Annotated in this window: 22 protein-coding genes and 2 pseudogenes; 14 read left to right on the forward strand and 10 right to left on the reverse strand. The window is 50.9% G+C overall.

Annotation, left to right across the window (positions count from 1 at the left end; all coding sequences use genetic code 11):
- Positions 1–26: 26 nt before the first annotated feature.
- The 6 genes from PHV74_01880 to PHV74_01905 all read right to left on the reverse strand — a co-directional run bounded on the left by PHV74_01880 (position 27) and on the right by PHV74_01905 (position 9,369).
- Positions 27–1,508, reverse strand: coding sequence for an FAD-dependent oxidoreductase (locus tag PHV74_01880; GenBank protein ID MDD5093116.1), 1,482 nt, complete (start codon positions 1,506–1,508; stop codon positions 27–29).
- Positions 1,509–1,686: 178 nt separating this feature from the next.
- Positions 1,687–2,160 (reverse strand): nuclear transport factor 2 family protein, encoded by a 474-nt coding sequence (locus tag PHV74_01885; GenBank protein ID MDD5093117.1) that lies wholly within the window; start codon positions 2,158–2,160, stop codon positions 1,687–1,689.
- Between the two features lie 90 nt (positions 2,161–2,250).
- On the reverse strand, positions 2,251–4,413 hold the full coding sequence (locus PHV74_01890; GenBank protein ID MDD5093118.1) for a hydantoinase/oxoprolinase family protein: 2,163 nt from the start codon (positions 4,411–4,413) through the stop codon (positions 2,251–2,253).
- A 1-nt stretch (position 4,414) separates the two neighbouring features.
- A complete protein-coding gene (locus tag PHV74_01895) occupies positions 4,415–4,978 on the reverse strand; it encodes an acetone carboxylase subunit gamma (protein ID MDD5093119.1) in 564 nt (187 codons plus the stop codon).
- A 10-nt stretch (positions 4,979–4,988) separates the two neighbouring features.
- Positions 4,989–7,166, reverse strand: a complete 2,178-nt coding sequence (locus PHV74_01900) for a hydantoinase B/oxoprolinase family protein (protein MDD5093120.1) — start codon at positions 7,164–7,166, stop codon at positions 4,989–4,991.
- A gap of 271 nt (positions 7,167–7,437) precedes the next feature.
- A complete protein-coding gene (locus PHV74_01905) occupies positions 7,438–9,369 on the reverse strand; it encodes an FAD-dependent oxidoreductase (GenBank protein MDD5093121.1) in 1,932 nt (643 codons plus the stop codon).
- A gap of 614 nt (positions 9,370–9,983) precedes the next feature.
- Here PHV74_01905 and PHV74_01910 point away from each other — a divergent pair.
- The 4 genes and pseudogenes from PHV74_01910 (at position 9,984) to PHV74_01925 (ending at position 13,105) form a co-directional block, all read left to right on the forward strand.
- Positions 9,984–10,190: a hypothetical protein gene (locus tag PHV74_01910; GenBank protein ID MDD5093122.1), complete on the forward strand. Its 207-nt coding sequence runs from the start codon at positions 9,984–9,986 to the stop codon at positions 10,188–10,190.
- A gap of 496 nt (positions 10,191–10,686) precedes the next feature.
- Positions 10,687–11,094, forward strand: a complete 408-nt coding sequence (locus tag PHV74_01915) for a transposase (protein ID MDD5093123.1) — start codon at positions 10,687–10,689, stop codon at positions 11,092–11,094.
- A gap of 5 nt (positions 11,095–11,099) precedes the next feature.
- Positions 11,100–12,050, forward strand: a complete 951-nt coding sequence (locus PHV74_01920; GenBank protein ID MDD5093124.1) for an IS3 family transposase — start codon at positions 11,100–11,102, stop codon at positions 12,048–12,050.
- Positions 12,051–12,123: 73 nt separating this feature from the next.
- Positions 12,124–13,105, forward strand: a pseudogene (locus PHV74_01925) (IS3 family transposase).
- A gap of 117 nt (positions 13,106–13,222) precedes the next feature.
- Here PHV74_01925 and PHV74_01930 read toward each other — a convergent pair.
- The gene (locus PHV74_01930) at positions 13,223–13,576 is read right to left on the reverse strand and encodes a response regulator transcription factor (GenBank protein ID MDD5093125.1); all 354 of its coding nucleotides are present in this window, start codon (positions 13,574–13,576) and stop codon (positions 13,223–13,225) included.
- A gap of 1,402 nt (positions 13,577–14,978) precedes the next feature.
- Between PHV74_01930 and PHV74_01935 the strand changes: the two genes are divergently transcribed.
- The gene (locus PHV74_01935; protein ID MDD5093126.1) at positions 14,979–16,004 is read left to right on the forward strand and encodes an Lrp/AsnC ligand binding domain-containing protein; all 1,026 of its coding nucleotides are present in this window, start codon (positions 14,979–14,981) and stop codon (positions 16,002–16,004) included.
- Positions 16,005–16,365: 361 nt separating this feature from the next.
- Here PHV74_01935 and PHV74_01940 read toward each other — a convergent pair whose 3' ends face one another.
- Positions 16,366–16,632, reverse strand: a complete 267-nt coding sequence (locus PHV74_01940; protein ID MDD5093127.1) for a transposase — start codon at positions 16,630–16,632, stop codon at positions 16,366–16,368.
- A 366-nt stretch (positions 16,633–16,998) separates the two neighbouring features.
- Here PHV74_01940 and PHV74_01945 point away from each other — a divergent pair.
- From PHV74_01945 to PHV74_01975, 7 genes and pseudogenes are all read left to right on the forward strand, one after another.
- Positions 16,999–17,355 (forward strand): annotated as a pseudogene (locus tag PHV74_01945) (transposase).
- 225 nt (positions 17,356–17,580) lie between these two features.
- Positions 17,581–18,504 (forward strand): enoyl-CoA hydratase/isomerase family protein, encoded by a 924-nt coding sequence (locus PHV74_01950; protein MDD5093128.1) that lies wholly within the window; start codon positions 17,581–17,583, stop codon positions 18,502–18,504.
- A gap of 4 nt (positions 18,505–18,508) precedes the next feature.
- Complete coding sequence (locus PHV74_01955) at positions 18,509–19,432, forward strand: enoyl-CoA hydratase/isomerase family protein (protein MDD5093129.1); 924 nt, start codon at positions 18,509–18,511, stop codon at positions 19,430–19,432.
- Positions 19,433–19,660: 228 nt separating this feature from the next.
- Complete coding sequence (locus tag PHV74_01960; protein ID MDD5093130.1) at positions 19,661–20,989, forward strand: acetyl-CoA hydrolase/transferase C-terminal domain-containing protein; 1,329 nt, start codon at positions 19,661–19,663, stop codon at positions 20,987–20,989.
- A 454-nt stretch (positions 20,990–21,443) separates the two neighbouring features.
- Positions 21,444–22,292 (forward strand): C-terminal binding protein, encoded by an 849-nt coding sequence (locus tag PHV74_01965; GenBank protein MDD5093131.1) that lies wholly within the window; start codon positions 21,444–21,446, stop codon positions 22,290–22,292.
- Between the two features lie 6 nt (positions 22,293–22,298).
- The gene (gene tnpA / locus PHV74_01970; protein ID MDD5093132.1) at positions 22,299–22,676 is read left to right on the forward strand and encodes an IS200/IS605 family transposase; all 378 of its coding nucleotides are present in this window, start codon (positions 22,299–22,301) and stop codon (positions 22,674–22,676) included.
- A 38-nt stretch (positions 22,677–22,714) separates the two neighbouring features.
- Positions 22,715–22,906 (forward strand): hypothetical protein, encoded by a 192-nt coding sequence (locus PHV74_01975; GenBank protein MDD5093133.1) that lies wholly within the window; start codon positions 22,715–22,717, stop codon positions 22,904–22,906.
- On the opposite strand, the gene PHV74_01980 is transcribed toward PHV74_01975, so the two are convergent.
- Together PHV74_01980 and PHV74_01985 are read right to left on the reverse strand one after the other, a co-directional pair.
- On the reverse strand, positions 22,907–23,221 hold the full coding sequence (locus tag PHV74_01980; GenBank protein MDD5093134.1) for a hypothetical protein: 315 nt from the start codon (positions 23,219–23,221) through the stop codon (positions 22,907–22,909).
- 126 nt (positions 23,222–23,347) lie between these two features.
- Positions 23,348–24,145 carry a hypothetical protein gene (locus tag PHV74_01985; GenBank protein MDD5093135.1) on the reverse strand — a complete coding sequence of 266 codons (798 nt, stop codon included), beginning with the start codon at positions 24,143–24,145 and terminating at the stop codon, positions 23,348–23,350.
- Between the two features lie 418 nt (positions 24,146–24,563).
- Between PHV74_01985 and PHV74_01990 the strand changes: the two genes are divergently transcribed.
- Both PHV74_01990 and PHV74_01995 read left to right on the forward strand, forming a co-directional pair.
- Positions 24,564–25,262 carry a tyrosine-type recombinase/integrase gene (locus PHV74_01990; GenBank protein ID MDD5093136.1) on the forward strand — a complete coding sequence of 233 codons (699 nt, stop codon included), beginning with the start codon at positions 24,564–24,566 and terminating at the stop codon, positions 25,260–25,262.
- Positions 25,252–25,792: hypothetical protein (locus PHV74_01995; protein ID MDD5093137.1), on the forward strand; the 541-nt coding region annotated here is incomplete at its 3' end. The genes PHV74_01990 and PHV74_01995, both read left to right, overlap by 11 nt.

A 25,792-nucleotide genomic window follows, 5' to 3' on the forward strand; every position in this document is an offset into this window, starting at 1 on the left:
CCGGAGTCTGGTGGTTTGTCGGCAGACTAAACCCACGCTTTCTCTTGCGCAGCATTTTGACCCGCGATACGACCAGTCACAAAACAATTCATAAGTGCAGTGCCACTGGTATACAATTTGCCTGTGGACCCACCTGCAGTCTCACCGCCGGCATATAGTCGCGGGATCTCTTTGCCAAAGACGTCTATTACCCGACATCTGGAATTAATCTTCAATCCCCCCGCAGTCAAGACGAACACGGTCTTATACTGCATGGCGTAGAAAGGGCCACTCTTGATGGGAACAAGGTGCAAAGTCCTGCCAAATTCAGGGTCTATGCATTTCCCAGCATTCTCACTAAAGGTGAAAACCGTATCCTGGAGAGTATCGGGATCCATACCTATCTGCTTTGCCAACTCGGCGAGCGTTGATGCTTTCTTCACCATGCCCTGTTCGATTTCGTCTTTCAATCCCGCACTGGCCATGTGCAGGACTGTTGGACAATTTCTCAGGGCATTTTGATCAAAAATGCACCAGCACGCTTGGTCTTCGACCTCTCTCATCTTCGGGCCCAGCAATTCATAGTGCATATACTCGTCAACAAATCTGCGGCCCTTCTTGGTCACGAGAACGCACGGTGCCTCTTTCATAATTGTGATTCTGGGCGCATATATCAGCCTCACTTGCTTACCAGGTTTGACAGTGATAAGGCCTCCCGGCACTCCTACCAACAGGTTGAGCAAACCCATATTCACCAGATCAGCGCCCAACGCTTGGGCTACCCTTATGCCATCTCCATCAATACCCATGAGAGCACACATTGGCAAACTTCCCACATATGCTGGCAGATAATTGCGTACCATCTCTTCGTTGCGAGAGAACCCACCCGTTGCTAGAATTACCGCCCTCCCAGCCCTGATATATTCCTTGTCTGTCTTGACGCCGACCACCTCTCTCGTGGCAGGATGCCTTATCAGCTCTCGTACTGGGTTTTCTAGCATTACTCGGATGCGTCGTTGATCGATAGCCTTCCCCAGTGGATTCATCAAGCCCTCACCCGTACCCTCCTGAACAATGTGGCCCCTCGGTTTGGCTGGCGTCAGGCTATCATATTGGGGGAGTCTTTCCAATCCCGTGAACATTAGCAGTTCAGGCGGGAACTTGACACCCAGATTCATAAGCCACTCAATACTCTCCGCTGATTTCTCCGCATTGCTTCTCAGGCGCTCTTCATCTGCCTGTCCCTCTGCGGTAGCCTTAAGGTACGTCAAGAACGCATCAGCGCTGTCGTCGATACCCCTCGCCTTTTGAAAGGAAGTGCCAGCAGCAAGTATTATGCCTCCGGAGATCAAAGTATTACCGCCTGGCTTAGGCATCTTCTCAAGGATAAGCACTTCAGCTCCTCTATCATGTGCCTCAATAGCAGCGGCAGCCCCGGTTGCTCCATATCCGGCCACCACAATGTCCACCTCTAGGTCCCATCTTTCAGGCAGCACTGTGTTCTCTTTAAGTTTTCTCACTGTTGCCATGATTCCAAACGCCTCTTCTTCTAATTCGACGGAACTAGACTTCCCGAGCTTGATTCAAGACCCACCAGCCTCAAGCGCACCTTCCTGACTGCTCCACGTCAGGCACCGCTGGAATTCTTCCCCAAATTGTTTCTCAAGGTGAAACACCCGAAGCGTTAGTCGCCTACATGAAACTGTCTCACATGGCCATTCTTTGTTTGACCCAGCCCTGTTCATATTCTGTGATCGTTTGCCACGTGATCTGCAATTTCCCCTGCTTCCACTCCCCCTTTTCTTTAACATATTCGTCGGTGTAGTAGCCTACCATCCAGTACGCCTTGTCCGCGGCAACTAAATGGATCATGGCCTGAAGCCCCCAAATACCTTTGGCTGTTGTGTCAGTAACGATTTCGATTTGAGGGTTATGCAGGTGATGGACACTAAAAGTACTTCCCGCGGTGAGAAAGTCTCCGATGGCTTTCCTGCCCTTGTAGAGACCAAGTACTCCATAATCAGCGACCGCCTTTTCAGAGAAGGTAGCTATTGCGTCCTCGAGCCTACCCGTGTCAACCGAGAATACATACCTATTCTTGAGGTTCTTGATAGCCTCGATATCCTCCACCCGTTTGATTCGTTGCTCTAACTTTGCAACAGTGGCTTCTGGGCTTTGCATATTTGGCCTCCGTTTTGAACCATTTTTAATTCGATTCATTCGTCCAACAGCGGATGGCATAAAGCTACAAGGCAGAGGGTTGATCCACTATTACTTCCTTTTATACCAAATAAACTTGCGTTCATCTAATTCCACATAGTTCGTCGGTGGTATGATGAGTGTAGTCATTGGATGCTCGAGAATGGCCGGGCCATCAACCCTGTTCCCAGCGTTCAGCAACTCCATCTCCCAGAGGTCAAATTTGAGCCAACCTCCGTCCATATAGATCTCTCTTTGTCCCTTGTAAGCCCTTTTCGAAGGTTCCTTGCCTTCAAGTGGGTATGAGGGTATGACAGGTTTAACCTTTTGTGCTATCGCCTCGACGTAAATCTCAGTTATCTGATAACCTACCTCAGGATAGCGCGCTGCAGCAGGGTATATCGCAGTATAGGTCTTCTCGAAACTGTCGATGACTTTTTGTATATCTGCCAGAGTCTTTACCCTCCCGCTCTCGAGCGGAACCTCCCAGGAAAATATCTGCCCCACGTATCTGGCAGACATTCCATATCTGAAGGTCACCTGGGCTCTTGAGAAGTTTTCGGCCGCAAGTTCTGCGTAGCCACGTTGCTCCAACTGCTGGAATGTCTGGCTCAAAGCCTTACCCTGCGCAAGCTTGAATTCCTCCGGCATGCCGGGAGTCAAGAACACATTGACCGCTTGATCATAGCGATGGAAATAGTCGGCGCTGGCCACACCAAAAGCGGAAAATACTGCCGCCCAAGGTACGATGAGCACTTTGTCAAACTTGATGGCCCGCTCAAGCCCCCACAAATGCAACGGGCCTGCAGCGCCATAGACCAGCAAAGTAAAATCACCAGGATTGAGGCCTTTTGATAACAGTACTCCATTGATATGGTCCGCAACCTTTCCGTGCAACAAATCCAGAATCTTGCTTGAAACGTCATATAGGTCCTGACCCAAAGGCTTGGCCACGCGCTTTTCCAACTCTTTTAGTGCTTTCTCCCTGCTGACTTTTACAGTGCCGCCTAGATAGTAGTCAGGATTCAGCAGCAGCAGAGCGAGGTCAATGTCTCCGATCGTGATCTCCGAGGCTTGCCAGCAGGTACCTAGGGCGGCTCTCACGCTTTCGGGTCCTATGGTGATCCTCTTGGTCTCCGGATCAGCGTGAATCACATGGCTGGTCCCCGCTCCTATGGAGTCTATTGAGACCATGGGCATCCTAAGCTTGTGGCCGGCGAAACTGGGCTGTTTATCAATCGGCAACTGTCCCGCGGCAATAAGCCCGATGTCGCAGGTAGTGCAGCCCAAGTCCCAGCAAACGATATTAGGTATACCTAAAAGGTCGGCGATGAATTTGCCGCCAAGCATGCCGCCTACAGGTCCGGATATAGCAGCTTCAGCAAGCTTGGGATAGCGAATATCAGCAACTGCGCCATAAGATAGCAGGGTCAACAAGTCGTGCTTATACCCCGCTTTCTTGGCCGTTGCTTCCAAAGAGAATAGTCGTTTCCTGGCAACTTCAGCCATGTAGCACTGCAGCAAGACAGTCTTCAATCTTTCATTTTCATTAGGTAACGGACATATTTCGTGAGAGACAACGACAGGGACATCAACCCCTCGCTCTTTCACTAACTGCCTGGTGATTTCGCCTATCCTCTTTTCATGAAGCGGGTTCACATAGGATGCCAAGGTCAGAACTCCTATCACCTCAACTCCGTCGTCCAGAAGTTCGTTGACACCCTTAACCACATCTTCCTCACGTAGCGGAATGACGACGCGCCCAGGCTCATAGTGGTGAGCAGAATAGTAGCTACCGCACGAGATGCGCTCCGTGACCTCTTTAACGTGCTGTGGCTGCACCAACCAGGGGTTGTGCTCGTGCAGCTGCTGATGCAATACATCCTCGTAGGTTTGTCCTATCCAGGTCAAGCCTTTCTCCATAATCGGCATGTGCCCGAAGCCCCTGGTTACCAGCAATCCCACCTTACTCCCACTCTGGGTAACCAGGATATTCACCATTGTTGTGCCAGCATAAATGGAGGCACGTGTTTCTTGGAAAACCTCGGCAGCGGTCATGTTCCAACGTCTGGCCGCATCTGTTATAGAGCCGACATAGCTGACAGCTTCATTATTGTTGTCAGTTAAGCATTTCCCGGTTGCAAATCTTCCTTGGTCATCAATAAGGAAGGTGTCAGTCATTGAGCCACCAGCATCCTGAGCCCATAAGTATTTATCTTGTGTCTTCTTTGTCATGTTATCGCCCCTTTGCCCACTGAGCAATTAGATCCGAGCTCTTATCTTCAAACCAGTCCGGCCGCTCATCCGGTAGCGGTTTACCTAACCATTCCCTATACAAGGTGTCCAGGTCAGGTAGCATATCGAACAGCGGTGGATACCCGCTTGGCAGAACTTCCACGGCGAGCTGAGCCAGACATCCTGGACAATAGTATTCCCTCATCTCTACCAGATTAGGATCGGGTATAGCCTCTTCCACCGTGACTACCTCTGCCATCTCTTGGCGGGACCTTCTGACAGAGATTCGGCAACTCAGTTTCCAGTTAACCCGGTAATCACCGAATTCCTGCCCGCAATCACACTTAACCACCCGACCAGCACCCTCCTTGGCCACAATATAAAGGTGATCCCCGATGCGGAGCAGTATCTTATCCCTCCAAGGAACCTTTTCCTGTAACAACTCCACGTACTTAAAGAAACGGTCCTCATCCTTAGGAGACAGACGAATTATTCTCTTCGCTTCTCCCCAGGGGATTTTGCCCTCCACCAGCAGCTTTAAATTTTCCTTGGTCACTTTTTCCATCGTTTCTCTCCTATATCTGGTATTCCTCAGGAAGGTGCCACATCTGTGTGAATTCCCTACGGAATTTTCCGTATTTGAGACAATCGCCATACATATTGCGAACAAGCTCGGGTAACTCCTTATTCAGTACCTTCTCCCTCTCTTGATGCCACCAATCCTTGACAAGAACGGATCTCTCCTTCCGCCTGCTCCGCATCTGCTGCCGCAGTTTAGCGCTCTCGTTAGCTTTCACCTTGCCTTTCTCGTCGATAACAGCTCCGTAAACACTCTCTACTACGTCAGGACTCAGCCACCCATAACGAACGTCATTCTCCAGCAGACTCATCTCCCTCTCCAGTGGGTCCCCCCATCCACCCTTGGCGCCAGCGGCTATTGCAAATAGATCGCCGTCCTTCACCGGAATATTAGGTGTAGGATGGTCATAAACTGCCACTCGGCCAGCCTTGAGCCTGCCGTCCTTTAACCATTCCCTGATCTCAACTATATCCCTGGGGTACGTCCCACCATTTGCCAGAATTTCCCTCATATTTGTGTCATGCACAAAGACACCGGCAGCGTTCGGCGCAAGATAGCCACCGGACATTCCAGAACAGCAATGGCCAGTCCCATGAGTGATCATGTAAAGGTTCACGTTCAGATTTTGCCCGGGATCGACGATGAGAAAGGTCTGACCCGACCCGAGGCCACCCCTGAACTTGCCATGCCCGCAGTAGTTGGGGATCAACTTTTTGCCGAGGTGCAGATTAGTCGGTATCATGAATTCACAGGCCTCAACCTCGCCCATATCACTCTGCGGGTTTGGTCCCGAACATGAGACGACCTCACCGTCCTTGTAGGGTGTTGCAGCACTAGCTTCAGCACCCATAAGACTCCAATCACCCGCTCCCCAACGAAATCCGTCAGCGAATACTCCGGCCTGCCCATAAATGGCCCCCGTGGCACCTCCTGGGAAACATTCCTCCAGGAATCCTCTGGAAAAGTACGCGCGGCTGAAAACATCCCTGAACATAAACAGGTACTTAGCGGGGGCCTCAAGTAAAGTTGTTGCCTGATAGGGGTTTTGAGGATTGCCCAAGGTCCCTGGTGGTATGTTCCAATCGGTCACATACAACAGAGATGTATTGAGGGTTAGGGAATAGGCAAACATTGGCCAGGGGCCTAGCGAACTTACCATCAGGATTGCGGGCTTATAGGAGTTGGCATAAAAACTGTCCTCGCTGCTCATGCCTTCCACGTCAATTGATATGGTGGCGTTAGGGCGTATTAGGACTTCCGCCGGCAACTGAAGCATCCAATCCTTATTAGAGTTGGGAAAGAGTGCGCCCCCGATTCCCTTGTACCTTACCGTGCTGAAGTAACGATATTGATATTTGCCCGGGATTGCCTGATTTTTGATCCTCTGTAACTGTACTCTTCTCTCCCTCTCAAGTATCTCGTGTAGCCCTTCCCTGAAATAGTCCACCCCAAACTCTTCCACGACTTCCAAAATCTTATCATGCAGCCCCACTGACCCTGCGACACGCATCTTGTCATCCAGAATATTGAGGGTCCCCATTCTCGTTCGCCTCTGCCAGAATAGGTCCCACCACCTGTGTTGCAGAAAATCCTCTCCGGTCTTCAAAGGAGGGCAGGTAAAGCCATCAGTAAACGTGTCAAAGGTGATAGTGCCAAGGCCGCCAGTCTGGAATGACCCAACGTCCAAAATATGATTGCACCCCGCACTCCAGGCAATCAATTCCCCCTCATGAAAAATTGGAACCCAGGTGTAGCAGTCATTATGGTGGGGAGCACCATAATAAGGATCGTTACAGAAGAACAGATCTCCCTTCCTGACTCCAGGGTTGTCTTCGAAACCCAGTTTAGCTATACTGTCTATGAAAAAGGGGAAACTCTGGACATGGCCAACAAGCCCATAAGAAGCGGCGACGCAATCACCCTCTGCAGTTGCCAGCATAAAAACCAATTCACCCATCACTACAGCCGCAGGATTGGCTGTTATCAACCTTGCAGTCTCCCTGCAACTCACACACGCAGCCACCAGCTTCATCTGGAATCGCATGAACCTGGCCGGGTCATTTTCTATAAGTTCGAGTTTCTCCAGCCCATAGCAGTAACCCGTCTTCTTGAAAAGTTCGTCTCTCTCCTCCACAACTTTCTTGAGTGTTTTACCCTGGTAACATAGTCCCATTTTGCCTCCTATAAATGCTTAGACTGCGACTAGCTCTCTTCGCCAAGTCTTTGTTCTGCTTTCGTTAATATCCTGTCTTATAGACCTTTTACCTTTGCATTCGGCTGGACTGTGTATCCTCTCAGCCCCCGCTCAAACCAGGTTCGACCAGCTTCAAACTTGTACAAACCCGTCAACACTCCCAGGCCAGTTTTTGAACGGCCTCAATTTTGGTTTCTGGATTGCCTGACTTTCGCAATCGGCTCTGCAACTGGTTGACGCAATATCACTCCTAGATCACACGAGACGTATGAAAGCCTTCCCACATGGCGTGCAGGATGTTGCGTGGCCGGACACAGTCGCCCACGGCATATAGCTCGGGGACCGTGCCTTCGAGCGCATCGCGAAGCGCTGACTGGGGTTTGAACCCCAAGGCCACTACTATAGAATCAGCCTTCAACTCTCTCCTGGAGCCACCAGCGTCAACGATAGCACCGTTCTTAGTTACTTCCAGAAGTTTTGTGTTGAGCATCACCTTTACCTTGCTCTTCTCTACCAATTCCATAAGCCCCATCATGGCAGTAGCGCTCATCCCCTCTGGTACCAATTGCCCCATCATTTCTACAACGGTCACCTTCCCGCCCTTTCTAGCTAGGTAAGCAGCGGTTTCACAACCAACCAGACCTCCACCGACCACGACCACGGTTGAACCTGTCCCCTTCTTGCCGAGAAGCACATCTAGCGCACTGACCACATTCTCTGCACCTATGCCTGGGACTTCCGGAACCAGCGGGCTGGCACCGATGGCGATGATTACCACATCAGGTTTTACTTTTTGAATCAGTTCCGGGGAGGCTTCCATCATAAATGCAACTTTCACACCCAGCTTCCGAACCTGGGTTGAGAGGTAGTCTATCAGAGGCCTGATGTCCTGTTTGAAGTCGGGGACAGAGGCGGGTATCAGCTTGCCACCCAGTCTAGCTTCCTTCTCCCAGAGAGTTACTTCATGACCCCTTGAGGCTGCTACTCTAGCCGCCTCCATTCCGCCCGGCCCACCTCCCACTACCAGCACATGTTTGCATTTCTCCACCGGCGTTAGAGTATACTCCCTTTCCAGACCGGCAGCCGGGTTCACAGTGCAGCTGAGATATTTGCCTCCAAATGCACGGCCAAGGCATCCCTCATTGTCTCCGATGCATGGCCTGATGTCGTCTAGCTTTCCTGCCTTTACCTTGTTTGCCCATTCTGGATCAGCGATAAGCGGTCTTCCCAGACCGACGAAATCAGTCTTCTGCTCCTGGAGAGCGCTCTCGGCTACTTCCGGGCATCCCAGCTTGCCATCGGCGATTACAGGGACGTTGACCACTTTCTTCACTGCCTCAGACAGGTAAATCCAACTGGCTCGAGGCTCATACGTGAACGGTATGGTGCGATGCCATATTTCGTAGCAGCCCCCGGAAACATGCAGCGCATCTACCCCAGCCTTCTCCAAACGTTTGGCAATCTTTAACCCTTCCTCCAGCTTGCGCCCACCCTCAATACCATGGTCAGCCGTGAACTTGTAGATCAGGGGGAAACCCTTTCCTACGGCCGCCCTTGCGGCGCCAATTATCTCCATCGGAAATCTGAGCCTGCCATCAAGGTCACCGCCGTATTTATCGGTGCGCTTGTTCCAAATCGAACTCGTGAATTGGTCCATGAGGTAACCACCGTAACCATGTATCTCTATGGCATCCACCTCAGCCATTTTGGCCATCCCGGCAGAAATTGCATAGGCATTCACCAACTGATCAATCTCCTCCACAGCCAACTCACGAGTGATTACACTAGGATCCCACATACAGGGAACCGCCGAGGCAGAAACGGGTTGAATCGGATTGCCTTGGGTGAAATTTATCCGCCCAAATCCCGGCGATAGTTGAATTACAAGCTTCGCTCCATAGTGATGCACGGCGTCGCAAAGCTCGTTAAGCCGCCCTATGTGCTTCTGGTCATCGAGCCTGCTGACGATCGTTGTCATGCCACTCTCCACAGCAGTGCTGACAGCCACAACGCCGGTAAAAATCATGCCCGTACCACCCCTGGCGCGGGCGCTAAAGTAATCTACCAACCTTCGGGAAAAACCCTGGTCCAAGTCCAGAAGCCCAACCGTACCCATCGGACACATCGCTACTCTATTTCTCGTCACCATGTTTCCAATCTTGCCCGATTCAAATAGCTTCATTCACTCATCCTCTTTAATTAAGATAATCACATATCACTGAATCCTGGATAAATACCCCAACCTAGGCTTACCAGCTTTATTCAGCTTTTGACTCCTGCTTCAACCCGATATCCATGAGGGAACATGTTTAGCATGTCGGGCAGACACCTCAGCACTCCTACGATTACGTTACTTTGCGCCTACATTAACGTACCACAAGACGAGTGTCAATTAGTTTGCCATCCCTTGTAAGGATGTTGTAAGGGAAATCAAAAGGCCGACGAAGACTTGTATAGTCGTGGGCCGCATTGCCAAACTGTAGCGAGTGCTGGGACACCTTGCATCCTCTGAACCCTTGGGCTCGTTTAGGCACACTCCGGCCCAATAATCGCACACAACCGATGGATTACTGAACCAGTTTCGCAGATTTGGCGCAAAACCTTAGGGGTTTAAATGGCATCGATCTGCTTCTCCGTTACGCCTTTGTACCGCAACTCAGGCACTATGTCTTCGAGAAGATGGCCAGCCATACCCGCGATACTTCCGCTAATCACGCTTGAAGGCTAGTATCTTGTAACACAATATATTTCGTATAATGTGGTATAATCACGGTAACTTCCCGAGGAGGTTTTGCCATGAAGCCACGCTGTCGGGTGACCTTGACAGCGCCAGAGTGCATGGACCTTGAAGCCATGACCAAGATGGCCAGAACTGACGCAAAACGTTTCCTTTACGCACGAGCTTTGCTCCTGTGTGATGCGGGCCCAGAAGGGCCTGCTTGGGTTGTAGCGGATGCAGCCGAGGCGATGGGAGTGACGTCTCGTACCATCGAACATCTGTAAAGTGCCACGGGCTCTGCCCGTGGCACTTTACAGGTCAAGCGAAGCTTGACCTGAATCCTGGACACCTTGCCACTTCACATACTCAATGACCTGTTTCTCATTCAGCCCTATTGTGGAAACAAAGTATCCTGGTGACCAGACCACCTGCTCCTTCCAGTAGACCTTCTCCAAACATGCAAACTTTTCCCTCAGATTACTCTGCCGTCAAAGCCCCAGACTCCTGTCCGGGGATGGATAGGCCGCCGAAGGCGCGCGACAATTGGACAAGGGTCAAGAGTCGCGTATTCCAGAAGCCGCCGCGACTCCTGTCGGCGGAGTTTCACTAAACTGGGTGAAAGCCTACAAGGCTGGGAAGTTGGGGGATGTGGGCAAGACTGTAGATCGTCAGCTAAAATGGGACACAAAAAGGGGTGAAGGAACCGAACAGGGGGAGGGGTGGGGTAGCACAAGCTCCAGTGAGGTAGTAGAGTAATGTCAATACAGAAAGGAGCTAAGCGTGTCCCAGAACAACGAAGAGAAAGCGAATGCTGCTGAAGCCAGGACTCAGGAGACCAGAGGGTTCATGCAGCAGGTCAGGGTGGCTGCGCGACATAAGTATACTCCGGAAGAGAAGGTGCGCATTGTCCTGGAGGGGTTCAGACGGGAGGTGGGGGTAAGGGATCTCTGCCGGCGGGAGGGGATCAAGCCTGGGGCCTTCTACGCCTGGACCAAGGATTTCATGGAGGCAGGGAAGGAGCGGCTGACCCGGGATACGGTGAGGGATGCCACACGCCAGGAGATTGAGCAACTGAAACGGGAAAACGGTGAGCTCAAGCATCTGGTAGCCGATCTGTCTCTGGAGGTGTACCGGCTCAAAAAAACAGCCATTCCGCCCCTGGAGGGCCACAAAGGTACCAACGGATGAGTGGCGTGGAGAAAGTCTTGGTTCTGGACCGGGTGGAGACCCTGACTGGGCAAAAGAGGCAGGCGCTGGCAGAGCTGGGAATACCCCGGAGTACCTACTATCGGTGGCGGCATGGGGAGTCATTTCCAGGGAAGAGGAGAAGGCCATGGAACCGGATCACTCCCGAAGAAGACGACAAGGTACTGGCCCTGGCCCGTGAGTTTCCTGAGTTCAGCAGTCGGCAACTCTCAACCTGGATTACCGATCATGAAGCTTTCGCCATATCGGAGTCAACGGTGTACCGCATCTTAAGAAGGGAAGGGCTCGTGAAACGTCAGGAGACCAAACCAATGGCCGGTAAGGAATACCACACCAAGACCACGCGGCCGCACCAAATGTGGGCCACGGATGCCTCCTACTTCCGGGTGGTCGGCTGGGGCTACTATTACCTGGTGACCGTGATGGATGACTATTCCCGCTTCATCCTGGGGTGGAAGCTGCAAAAGGATATGACGGCCAACTCCCTCATCGAGGTAGTCCAGGAAGCGATTGATACCACCGGCATGACCGATATCCCCGTTGAGGACCGTACCAAACTGCTCTCAGATAACGGAGCCGGTTATGTCTCCAGAGCCTTCCGGGATTACCTGCACCTGGTGGGCATCGGTCATATCCTGTCCGCACCGTTCCATCCTCAGACCAACGGAAAGGTGGAGCGTTATCAGCAGTCTCTAAAGCGAGAGGTGAACCAGTTGCCCTATGAGCTTCCCAGCCTGCTGGAACAGGCCATTGCCGACTTCGTCGACTACTATAACTATCGCCGTTACCACCAGGCACTCAGCAACGTCACGCCTGCTGATGTCCTATATGACCGGAGAGAGCAGATACTGGAACGCCGGAAGGAGGTGAGGTCACAAACACTCAATCATCGCAGAGCTTACAATCAGTCCTTCAAAGAGCTTATTCTCTCCACCTGAAGACCCAAAAGTGTTCGATTCAAAAAGTGTCCCATTTCGCTGATTGACAACAGGCAAGACATATAGGCCGTTGACCGAAATAGAGCTGGAACTGGCCCGGACCAAGAGGGAATTGGCAGAGACTCGGATGGAGCGGGACCTGCTAAAAAAGCAGCCGTGTACTTTGCCAAGGAGTCGCTGCCCGGTACACGATGATGAAGGAGATGCGACTTCAGTACCCGGTGCCGATGATGTGCCGGATTTACCAGGTATCCGCCAGCGGCTACTACGCCTGGTCGGAGAGACCGCCGTCGAAGCGATCTCGTGAGGAAGCGCGGTTGGAACTGGAGATCAAGGCAGCACATAAGCGGACGCGTCAGACCTGTGGTCCTGATCGGTTGCGGCGCGACATGGAGGAACACGACATCCATGTCGGGATATGGCGGATCAGACGCATCCGGAATAAGCTGGGCATACGCTGTAAACAGACGAAGAAGTACGAGGCCACCACTGACTCCAAGCATGCCCTGCCGGTAGCAGAGAACTTATTGAACCAGCAGTTTGAGATATCTCAGCCCAATACGGTCTGGGTGAGTGATATCACCTACATCCCAACAGGGGAAGGCTGGCTGTATCTGGCCGGCCACAAGGATCTTCGCACTGGCCAGATCGTCGGCTATGCCATGGGAGAGCGTTTGACCAAGAGCCTGGTGAGCCAATCGCTGTTCCAGGCTGTGGCCGCCAAACGACCCGCAAAGGGGTTGATTCACCACTCCGATCGGGGCAGTCAATATTGCTCTTTTGAGTATCAGAAGCTGCTGGACCGGTTTGGAATGAGGGCATCGATGAGCCAGAAAGGGAACTGTTATGACAACGCACCCATGGAGAGCTTCTGGGGAACGCTCAAGCAAGAACTGGTCCACCACTGTCGGTACAGGACCAGACAGGAGGCGATCCGGGATATCAGCGAGTATATCGAAGTGTTCTACAACCGGCAGCGGCGACAGGCCAGACTAGGGTACATGTCCCCGGTGGCTTATGAGCAACATCTCTATGCTGGACAGCTGGTGGCATGAAGGGGTTTTGGTGTCCACTATGGAGTCAGACCCCACCTGAAAGTGGTCTGACTAATATTATCGCAGTCCACTATTGCCATCCGCCCTCAAATTGAAGAGCCAGTTGTCCGGAGGACATTATCCCCGATCCGACAGCATGTATCCAAAGCCACGATTGGCGATGATGAATCGTGACTCCCTTGCGTTATCCCCCATTTTCAACCTGATCCGGCACAGATTAACATAGAGTAGCTCTTTGTCACCCAGTGAACTGCTGCCCCAAACCTCATTCACAAGTTGATCTTGAGTGACAACTGAACCCGCATTTCGAGCCAGACAGGTCAACAGTTTATACTCAGTGGCACTCAGACTAATTTGCTGTCCCCTTATGGTGACTCTGCATCGAGAAAAGTCGATTGTCAGGTCACCGGATCGGAACACGTTCTCACTGGCCAACTCGCTGCTGCCTCCGTTCTCTTGGGCATTTGTCACATGGTTACCACACGACCTCAATGCTTCTAGATGTTGTGTATCTGCATCCTTCAGTCCCCTTCTCTTTGTCAAATCGCTCACGTAGACAATCAAGGCAATCGTGTCCGCATACGTCCTGAGGTAGCCACTAGAAATACCTATAGGTATGCTGACACCGTCTTTTCTAATCATCAACGATTCACATAGCCCTGGTGCGACTTCCTGCCCTTTTCTCAAAGAGTGAATATCTCTTTCACTATTCTGCATTTCCCCAGGGACTAAATCTCGTAATGACAACGACTTCAGCTCATTGATAGTGTATCCTGATAATCGCAAGAAATTAGCATTGGCAAGAAAACAATTGAGCCCATTGCTACCTCTATCCTGAAAGGCAGCAATGCACTCGCCAATTGGTCTTATGTCTTGGAATATGCCAAAATACTTTTCGAGATCCGCTCCTTCTTTGACTTGTAGCTTCGATTCCGATTTACTCCTCTTCCTCTTGAGGACCCCTGCAATGGCTGGCTGGAGTCTGTATTGGATAGGCCATACGATACAGTGGTATGAAACTTTTTCGTGCTTGACATTCAACGCGACGGCATCGAACGATCCAAAGAGTCCCTGCTGTCCCAGTACTTTGCGGTGTACACTTGACACGTTGCCTGCACACTCTGGGGATACCAGCGACGTCCACTCACGCCCAATGTGATCCTTCGGGGAAAACCCGTCGCTCTCCATTACTTCTCGTCTGTTATACACAACCCTCCCGCTTTGAAGCACAAAATGCGCATATCCTAAGTTCAGCATGTTAGCCAATTGTGTGTTCATTTGTTGCACTACAGTACGTACTTTGTCCAGTTAGCGTAACGGTAATTGCACTTTCATTGCCACCAAATCAGATTTCAATCTGTTTGTTGAGTATTGTACATTGTAACAGCATTCAGCAACATTGTCAATATATTTCCTACAGTAAGTATACGAGCGTAACTTAATTTGGCATATACATTACACATTGTTACCATATACCATACAATATGATACTATAAAAACAGACCTGTTATGAACACCAGCACCTTGGTGTACGCCTTACTCCAGAGGTTTTTCTGATCTGTTCAATGTGTAACCAATGGCAATTGATCCAAACCCTGCAGGGGTAAGGGACTGATGTAAAAAGTGATGTTAAAAGATGTTACAATCTCAATGATCTGTATGTAATAGAATCTCGGGTTAAATCTGCGGCTCTTGACTCTTATATGGACACTTGATTACCGTCTGGTTGAATCCCTTGGCTGAACGGGTTCCAGTGACAGGGCTAGCTGGTAGATGTGACTTATCCTGGTCTGCTATCTGAATACCCACTTAACGATTCTAACCTATGCTTTCAAGGTGTCCAAACTAATAGCATTATGCATGAGGTGTTCAAATGTCAGTGAATGATCCCCAACCGATGTCATGGCCACCAAAGAATCGACATTTCGCAACGCCCAATGGGGAAGGCAATATGGACAACAGTGGTCTCCCCATAGTCAAGCTGGATGAATTAGACCTTGAGTTGGTGAAAGAATTGGAGCTTAATCCCAGGCAAAGTGTTCGTGATCTGGCCACAAAGCTGAGAGTAAGTCATGCAACCGTTCACAAGAGATTTCGCTGGTTGGTTGACGAGGGAATGATCAAATTTGGTGCCGTGTGTGATCAGGCAGCCTTGGGCTTTCAAGTGAGCGTGGTGGTGGCATTACATACACGCTCAGGTAAAGCACATGTGGTTGCGAATGAGTTAGCCCATAACTCGAGCATTATGTTTGTCTATTTGACTAGCGGTCGCTACGATATTATCGTCTCTGCAGTTTTCTGCAACCGGCAGGAGGTACTCATCTTTCTGGACCAACAATTGAGTCGTATTCCAGATGTCATCAACGCCGAAACAATGATGGTGCTAAAGTTTAAGAAGCGTTCTTGGATGTATTTGCGTGGCGAAACGGTTGGCTACCAAGAGGCTGCGCGTTCTGTCGACCAATCAGAACTTAGCTTGATTAGGGAACTTGAACTGAACCCCAGAGCGAGCATCCCCCATCTGGTAAAAAAGACAGGAATGAGCAGACCGTCTGTAACCAGCAAACTGCAGGCGCTGCTAAACGACAACATTCTTAAAGTGGTCACCGTTGCAGATCCGTTGCGATTTGGTTTTGGTGTGGAAGCAATGATACTTATGAGGGTCGAATTGGGCAGCATCAGTTCAGTAGCTGACACCTTCACGGCTGACAGGAGAATTTCCAAAATACTCATACTTGCCGGTCGGTTCAACATAGTGTTACGGGTGATGTTTGAAAATGTGACAGAGATGTCCCATTTCTTGACGATGGAATTAGGCAGTATTCCTAGCATTGTAGAGAAGGAGACAATGATCCATGTAGCGCATCCAAAGCGAGTGTTTTCATTACCGGATCGATAAGTGCACTCGGTGCATTGCACTGATGGTGAAGACCATAGGACGATGCTCCCATTTTGGGTGAGGTAAGATAGAAAAAACGGACTGCGATAATATAATCAGGCCACTTTCAGGTGGGGCCTGACTCGAAAACGGACCGGCTCAGTGCCTCAATCGTCGAATTCCCGACTTGGGAACCAGGCAACGCTACATCGTTGCCTGGGAGAACGACCGGAATAATCGGCAGTCCAAGATACACTGGCATTTCTCCACTACCGATGCACGTACCAAGCTGAAACATCTTTATCCGAACCTATAGGTGGTACTGGATACTAGCACCAGGTATTTGTATGTGCGGTCTAGCCTTTCGTGAAGTTCCGCGACTTTATTCCAACCTCCTCTCTAAATACTTCTTGCATCTGAAATGATCGATAAGTAGATCCTGGACACCTTGCCACTTCACATACTCAATGACCTGTTTCTCATTCAGCCCTATTGTGGAAACAAAGTATCCTGGTGACCAGACCACCTGCTCCTTCCAGTAGACCTTCTCCAACCATGCAAACTTTTCCCTCAGATTACTCGCCGTATATTGCTTCATCTCACCAACTACGTCGCTCACTGCATACTTCGGCGGAATCACTATCACCATGTGTATATGATCCAATAAACCCGAAGGGCAGAGTTCTTAGAGGTAGGGGAGTAGAACATGCGTATCCAAATAGCGACATATTAAGTGACGATATGAACATAATATCGTTATTGTCATCAGCTATGTCTCTAAATTGTGTCTACTAATTGACAGCAATGGTTATCAATGTTACAATAAGCGAAATTCTTATATGTATGCAGAGAGAGAACCTCTCTCCTCGATCAGCTTGGAGCCATCAATTGTCGTAGGGCCATCCGGTTTTACAAAGTGTTTCAAGTCAACTCTTGAAATGAATATGACCTTGCCCCGCAAAAACTGATCCAGGTAAAATGTTAGACTTGGACAGGATCGAAAGGGGGACTTGTAATGGCAAAGAAGCGGTATGGAGCCGAGCAGATCATCAACAAGCTGAGGGAAGTTGAGGTGATGTTGAGCAATGGTTCCATGATCGGGGAAGCCAGCCGAAAGATCGGGGTGACCAAAAGGCGTATTATCGGTGGCGCAAAGAGTATGGCGGGATGACGGTGGAGCAGGCCAAGCAATTGAAGGATCTGAAGAAGGAGAATGCGCGGCTGAAGAAGTTGGTAGCGGATCTGTCGTGGATAACGCCATCCTTAAAGAGGTATCGCAGGGAAACTTCTGAGCCCGTCGAAGAGACGTCAGGTAGTGGCTCATGTCTGTGATGAGCTTAAGATCTCTGAGAGACAGGCTTGTCAAGTGGTGATCAAGCAGCCCAGGACAATGCAGGTGGTCGCATACTTGACATTCTCATAGCGGCAGGTCAACGTCCTACAAGGGAAGAAGTCCACGCCGGTAGCCAGAGCGGACAGACTTTCGATAGAAGTCGCCTCGATAACATCGGGCGCAACAAGGAAGCAAGAGAATGACGATTTACCTGTGTGGAAGAGGGCAAGACCTTCATGAACAATATAATACTGGGAGGAATAGATGCAGAAGCAATACCATTACAAGAGGGTGGTTCCGGGGCGTGCGCCTTACTGTCTCTATGAGGTGGATCGAGAGGCAAAGATAGCCCGGATCACCTTTAACAAGCCGGAGAAGCTGAATATGGCTGACTCCGAGGAATATATGCAGTTGACAGCCCGGATCATCGAAGCCGGAGAGGACCCGGATGTGAAGGTGATCATTTTGAAAGGTGCAGGAGATCATTTCTCCAGCGGAGCGGATACGTCGCTGATCATCGGTGATGATACGCTCAAACCGGGTGAGGTAGAGCGGCCTCGAAGCCAGGGTTTCCGTACTGTAGAGCTGCGGAACTCGGCTTACGGGCGCAGGTCATTCAATCAGACACCCCATAACAGCCCCAAAGTAACCATCTGTCAGGTACACGGATATTGCTACGGCGGTCATTTCCAGATCGCTTCCGGCTGTGACTTCATAGTCGCCAGTGATGAGGCCAGGTTCACCCATCCGGGATACCGGTATATCGGTCCTATGGGCGAGGATATGGTTCTGATGATCCTCAAAATCGGTTTGACCAAAACCAAGGAAATTATGTTCACAGGCCGAGGGATGACTGCCCAGGAAGCGTTGGACTGTGGACTGGTCAATAAGGTTGTTCCTCTGGACAAGCTTGAGGATGAGACTAACAAGCTGGCGGAGTTGATTTGCCGCCAGGCTGCCGACTCGTTGTATATCGGCAAACAGAACTTCAATACGGCGTTGGCCATCATGGGGAAACAGGCGCAAGCTTCGGCCGGATTGGCAGCCCATGTGTGGGCGCATATGATGCGAAGCGAGCCGGATGAGTTCAATCTGATCCGGTCGGGAAGAGAGGGAGGCACGAAGGGCGCCTTGGCAGCGAACAAAGAGCGCTGGAAAGATAGTTCGCTGGTGAAGCCGAAGGAGTAATGTGATGGCCATAAAGAAGCAGGAAAGCTACCAAATTGCGGATGCCAAGTTCTTCCAGAAGTCGGAGAAACCCTATTGTATTTATGAAGTCGATAGGGAGAAGGGGATTGCTACTATCACCTTCAACAAGCCGGAGAAGCTGAATGCGGCAACCCCGGGCGATCTTCTGGAGTTGAGAGACCGGGTGATCGATGCCGAAGAGGATACCGACGTCAAGGTTGTGGTTTTCAAAGGAAGCGGAAAGTGTTTTTCCACCGGAGTAGATCTGGATTGGATAAAACAGGCCTACAATGAAAAGGGCAAGGAGAGGAGACCGAGCCAGAGATATCGGCATGCTCGTGCGGATAAACTCTACGGATTGAGGGGATTTTACCAGGTGGTGATGACCTGCCTCAAGGCCACGGTTGCTCAGGTTCACGGGCAGTGCTACGGCACAGCGTTCCAGCTTGCTGCCGTGTGCGATATCGTAATCGCCAGCGACGATGCCGAATTCACCGATCCTACATATCGCTTTATGGGGGCCTCGCCAGTTGACATGGTCCTCCTTTTCCACACCATCGGGCTGAAGAGAACCAAAGAGATGATGCTCACCGGAAGGCCCATCGGCGCCAAAGAGGCCGTCGAAGCTGGGTTGATCAATCGCGCGGTTCCAAAAGCCAAGCTGGATGAAGAGGTCAAGAAAGTCGTCGACATGATCTGTCGGCAGCCTTATGATGCAATTGTGACCGGAAAGGCTTGCTTTGAAACGGCTATGGATATTTCAGGCGTGGCCGCAGGCATTTATGCCGGCGTAGAAGAACAGACCTGGCAGACCAATATCCAGTTCAGGCCCGGGGAGTTCAATCTGATTAAGTCGTTGAAGGAAAAAGAGATCACGGGTGCCATTGAAGAGGAGAAGAACTATTTCAAAGAGAAGCCATTAAGGTAGGAATTCATTCCCAATCGAGACTGGAAAACAAGACTGAGTATTGAAGAAGAGAACTGAAGTAAGTATAGTCAGGCTCTCAATATTGAAGCCTGACTATGCTCAGAAGGTCGGGCAACGATCAGATGGCCGTGGCGCATCGCGAAAGCAAGTGAATACCTCTAAAGAGAGGGTATATTGGGGTTATCTTTACAGTGTTTTGCCACAGTGGCTGAAAGGAGCTGACAAGATATGGCGAATTGGATGAGCTGGGAAGAGGAATACAAAAGAAAGCTGGTCTCTGCAGAACAGGCGGCCAGCGTGGTCAAATCCGGGAATTTTGTCTCATTCACCTCCGGCAGGGAGCCACATGCCATTGGGCTGGCCATCGCATCTCGTTTGGGGGAACTGAAGAGTGTTGTGGTTAATGCTCCAACTCCGGGGTATGATTTCGGATGGTATGAGGAAGGCTGGCAGGATTCCTTCCAGGTGATCATCGGGATGCCCACTGCCACCTGCCAGGAAGCCATTGATACGGGACGGGTCGACCAGAGTGTGTACGGGCTCATTCCTCTTGACCGGCCACCCGGAAACAGGCAGCCGGATGTTCTCATCACTGAGGTGTCTCCACCGGATAGAAACGGGTTTTGCAGTTTTGGTGCCTCGTGCTGGAACAAGAAAGAGGAAATCCGGAATGCCAAGATTGCCATCGCAGAGGTAAATCCAAGTCTCATCAGGCCCTGCGGCGAGGACAACTACATCCACATTTCTGAGATCGACTATTTCGTGGAGCATCGGGCGACCGGCGGGGTTCCCGGAATGGGCACTCTGGCCGGAAGGGCGATCAAAGCTCCCGAGCCCTATCTGTCAAAGATCTGCGGCTACGTGAATGAAATACTGAAGGATGGCGACACCATTCAAATTGGCATCGGCCGGACCACTGAACCGCTGGTAAAGATGGGGATGCTCAACGGCAAGCAGGATATCGGATATCACTCCGAGGCGACGCCCCCGGGAATTATCACCCTGATACAACAGGGAGTGATAAATGGGAAACGCAAAACCCTTCACCCTGATCTGGCTGTGGTTACCTCGATCGGCGGAAGCACCAGGGCTGAAATGGAATGGGTTGACAATAATCCTTTGATCCGTTTGGTCACAGTATCTTATCTGGAAGATGTCAGAACCATTGCCGCTCATGATAACATAGTGGCGATTAACAATGCCCTCATGGTGGACATTCACGGTCAGATCGTGGCCGACAGCCTTGGGCCTCGTGTTATGAGCGCCGCTGGCGGGCAGATACCTTTTGTCATCGGCGCTCATCTGTCCAAGGGAGGCCATGCCATTACAGTATTGCCGTCTACCGCAGTGAATGGCACTGTATCCCGCATTGTGGTTGCCTTGCCCGAACATACAACGGTTACCATACAGAAAAACCTGGCTGATATTATCATTACCGAATATGGGGTCGCTCGATTAAAAGGTAAAACCAGGAAGCAACGAATCGATGCCCTTATCAATATTGCCCATCCTCACTTTCGTGCCGACCTGAGAAAACAGGTCAGGCAACTTTTGTAGCGATGTCTTTTTCGGAAACCAAGCGCGCAATCAAACAAAGCGGAAGGCAAAGGTTGATTTTAGAAATATGGGCCACTCCAAAAGTGAAGGAATCGTCACCATAAAGCTTAATCGGCCCCAGATGTTCAATCCCCTGACAACGACAGTAGCTGAAAACGTCGCGAGCCGATAGGGTTTGTTTTGGATAATAATAGTAAAGTCTGATATTGCCAGGGGACCTCTGAATAAGTAGTCGAAAAATATCTTTCAGGTGTCTACACTCTCCAGAATTCTGTTTCAGAATCCCAAATGGGTGGTTTTCATCTTTCCCCCTCTTTTTATGAGGAAATTCTGTGCTTTTGGGCAGACTGATATGTCCCCGAAAACCGATCCAAGTCTAACATCTGAGATCAAGGGTGCATCATCCCGATCATGGCAGCAACTGCGAGATCCAATACTGCAACAGGAGGTTCAGGTGAGTTTTAAGGTAGTCCAGCTTGTTAAGACAGACTTCATGCCCGATTATGCCCAGATATTCAAACAGGCTGGGGTAAATATCGAAGTATCTGTCAAAACATGCCGCACTGAGGATGAGTGTATCTCTACTGCCCAAGATGCTGACGCCTTGCTTATCGCCACCATCGTCAATATCCTCTCGCCACGAGTGCTGAGGGCACTTCCGAAATGCCGTTTTATCCAGAGTATTGGCGTGGGTTATGAAGGAATAGATGTAACAACAGCGACAGAGCAGGGTATTATGGTGGCTAACATTCCCGGCTTCAATGCCGAAGAGGTTTCGGACCATACCATGGCTCTTATTCTGGCCTGCACGCGAAAGATCGTCAGCCTGAACGAAGCGACCAAGGCCGGGAAATGGAACAGTAAGTTTTCAGTCTATATCCTGCGAAATATCTGGCCCGATCTGGCGCGCCTGCGGGGGCAGACACTCGGACTGGTAGGGTTTGGGGCCATTCCTAAGATGCTGGTACCCAAGGCAAAGGCCTTTGGGATGCGACTGATCACCTATGATCCCTATGCCTCAAAGAGCTTGTGCGATTCACTAGGGGTGGAAAAGGTGGACGAACTGAACCAACTCCTTGTGGAATCGGATATTGTCTCATTGCACACACCGCTCGATGATCAAACCAGGGGAATGATGGGCATGGCGCAGTTTGAGAAGATGAAGCGCAAGGCTTATTTGATTAACACCGCGAGAGGACCTGTCGTCGAAACCCAGGCCCTCTATCAGGCTCTCGTCAAGGGCTTGATAGCCGGAGCTGCCTTGGATGTCGCTGATCCAGAGCCCCTTAATATGGAAGAATAGCCGTATATCGTCTGGACACCTCGATATCGTCGGCGGATATTTGTAAAGGGAGTAGACCAATATCTGACGGAACTGCTGATGAATCTGGAAGGGCTAGACGATGATATCGAGGTAATAAGGGTCAATGTGCAAGTCGATCATGTACATATAGTGACCATAATTCCGCCTCGGCTATCGGTGGGAAGTGCAGTCCAGTACATGAAATCGCAGAGCGCGAAAAAGCTGAGAGAACGTTTTGAGTTCATACGCAAAGCGATAAGTCGAGGCGGGATATGGTCCCGCGGATACTGTGTCTCAACCGTTGGCATGAATGAAGCGATGATCTTAAAGTATGTGGAACACCAAGAAAGAGAAGACAAGGGACAGTTGAGACTAGAGTTATGACGTCAAGAAGCCGCCGACTCCCGTCGGCGGAGGTTCACTTGGATAACGTCATTATCGCAGCCCACAGTGCCGGGGTTTCGCGGACAGCCATCTTCGAGGGGTTCAGAATAGCCGGAGAAGAGCTGATCAATGTACTATTAAAGCATCAATGGCCCTCTGGTTTGGTGAATCCACAGGTCAAAGAGAAGTACCGGCAAAAGTGGGGATCAGTAAAGAGGCAGAGCGGTTAATTATTTGATGCAGGATAACCACCAGAGGAAACGTGATTTGACTATCCATTCGTAAACAGTGGCATCGGATGGATAATCTCCATAATCCTGTTGAAGCTGGCGTCTGATTGCGTTCTGGCTCATCCCTTCGTAATACATACTCAACGCCGATGCCACTTCATTAGCTGGCGTCTTCTTCATGTGAAAGCGAGTTCCGTCATCCTTGAATTTTCGGTTGCAAACCTTGCACCAGTGTCTTGGCACTCCCTTGTAGTGACCGTACTTAGTTACCGCCGATGAGCCACAATGTGGGCAGGTTATTTTTGTTTCATCCATGATTCACCCCTCCACAACCATTTAACCAAGAAACCCAAAACCAACCAAATGCGAGCAATACCGAAAAATCCCTCCATTTGACAAGGAACATTCAGCCAGAATGTCACATGCCGTCCGGTGTATGGCTCATAATGGGCAGTATTTACACTTGCCGGGAACAATTCTCCGCAATCGGATGACCAGTATTTCCTCGTTGACCGCCTCCATCTCGCGATCCCGCTCCGACCGCTTTGTGATGATCTCCTGCCACTGCGGCCATTGACATGCCTCTGTCATTAGAGAAGTCAGAAATTCCTTGCATTCTTGCCCCCCAGCATCTTGCATCACTACACATATCCACTCGTTGTAGCAGATCTCTATCACCCCCGGTTCGACACCTTCTTGTCGAAACTGTGGAGGCTGAAGTTTTTCTCCGGAGACACAATAGTGTTTGAAGGCGCTGGAGAGGCCATCCCGAATGCCCATCCCCTCGGCTTTGGGCACGTATTTGGCCGTCGGCAAGCCTTCAACAGCCTTCTTGAAGCTTTGGTCAACCTGCTGTTCCAGTGCCTTCAAGGATTCACTGAGGCGGTCCACCCGATCAATGGATTTCCATAACGGAGACTTTGGCAGGTGCTCCCGCAACGCCCCCCAAAACGGATCGGCTTTCAGACTGGGGGAGACATGATACCGGCCCACTTCCTTTTGGAGCTTCTCCGAAAAAGAGATAAGGTCCTTGTGATGGCTCTCCATGGCCTGACGCAGCAGGGCCTGTCTGGATTCGGTGAGGTCTCTTTCCTCCCGGGCCAGCTGAATTTGCTTCCTCACGGTACGCGCATCGAATCCATCCCTCTGGGCGATCTTAGGAGGGGATTCCCCCTCCTCTTCGTGACGTCGCAGCCATTCCTGGCGGACGCTGAGCTTAACGGCAGGTTTCTTAGCCAAAGCACCACCTCCTCAAATATCAAAAGTTGTCTTGTATATGTATTATAGTGCGCATATATATGTCTGTCAAGAGCATAAGTATGCAGAAGTTATGTCAGTTATATGTTCTAACTGTGTTGACATACGCACGGCTAGATGTTATCCTGCACTCGCAAACCCATGGGGCTTGCTGGTTGAAAGACAAGATTTAGGAGGCCCGGAACCAATAATTGACAAAGCTGCTAATGGTGACGATTTTCTGAAGAACGGTTTATGGGTGCCGAACCGGATCGGACTCCCATGATCAGTATGGATGGGATTGTGAACTATTCACGGGCTCGTCAGAAAGGGTCCGATGAAACGACGCCGACCGATGGATAATCGGCAATGAAAACGCGATGTGAACCACTTCCAGAAGGTTTGCCGGGGAGGTAGGCCCATGAAGACTTATCTCGACCAGGAAGAACTGAAACGGCTGGAAAACGAGGCCGACAATCTCAGAGACCGCTTGCTCATCCGGCTGCTGTGCCGGTTGGGGTGTCGGGTGACCGAGGCCCTGTCAATTCAGGTAAAGGATATCGATGTTGAGCGGGGGATGGTCCGTATCATCCATCTCAAGTCCAGGACCAAGCTGGCCTGTCCCCGATGCGGGGCCAGGTTGGGAAAGGCGCACAGCTTTTGTCCCAAATGCGGCTCAGGGGTGGCCGAAGTGCTGGCCAGAGAACAGGAGCATCAGAGGATGAGAAACATCCCTCTCGATTCCGAGACGTTGAGGATGCTGCAAGAATATATCGATCGCGGTGGCCCCGTGGAGCGAAATGGAAAGTATCTGATCTTCGGCATCGGGCGCGGGCAGGCATGGCGAATCATCAAGCTGTACGCCCAAAAAGCCGGGCTGGGCCAACTGGTGAACCCGGAAACCGGCAAGGTGCACAACATTTCACCGCACCGACTGCGAGACGCATTTGCGGTGAATGCCGTAAAGCACGACGACAGCGGCGATGGTCTCAGAATGCTCCAGGAACATCTCGGGCATTCCAGCTTCAACACGACCCTTCGCTATCGCAAGGTCAGCGGTGATGAGTCGAGGCAGTGGTACGACCGATTATGGGGGAAAGATAACTCGGATGGAGCTTAAGCCCACGAAAGGTGGATTTCTTCGCCCCTTTGGCACCGGCTGGTTTACCCGGGAATTCCTCTTGGGCCGAGCCCCTTACGGTTCACCAAAGATACACCCGGATGCCGGAGCCCCTCAAGCGGATATTTTGACCGCTTATAAGGAAGCCCTTATCAGAACGACGGCGGAAGACCGGGCCGTCCGGGAGGAGGAACGGCAAGCCAAACGGGAGCACCGCCCCTTCGATCCCGATAATATTGAGGGTCTGGTCGAGAAGCACCTGCACCGTATTCCCTATAAATCCACCGGCATGCGGTATCACAGCTTTGTGACCTATTTTGCCACGCTGCAACGGCTGGGATGGGTAGAGGCCACCGGCCGTGAGGAACCCTCTGCCTTTCAGGACTATTATCCCGGCGCACCACCCCGGAAGTATTTTCGCTTGACCCAGGCGGGCAAGCAAGCCTCAGATGCTGCCTGGAGAAATCCCTCAAAAGCCCTCTACCCCCAGTCGGAGGGAACCCCTCAAACCGATAGTCGTGTACTGATTG

The organism is Dehalococcoidia bacterium (assembly GCA_028711995.1).
Taxonomy (GTDB): Bacteria; Chloroflexota; Dehalococcoidia; order SZUA-161; family SpSt-899; genus JAQTRE01.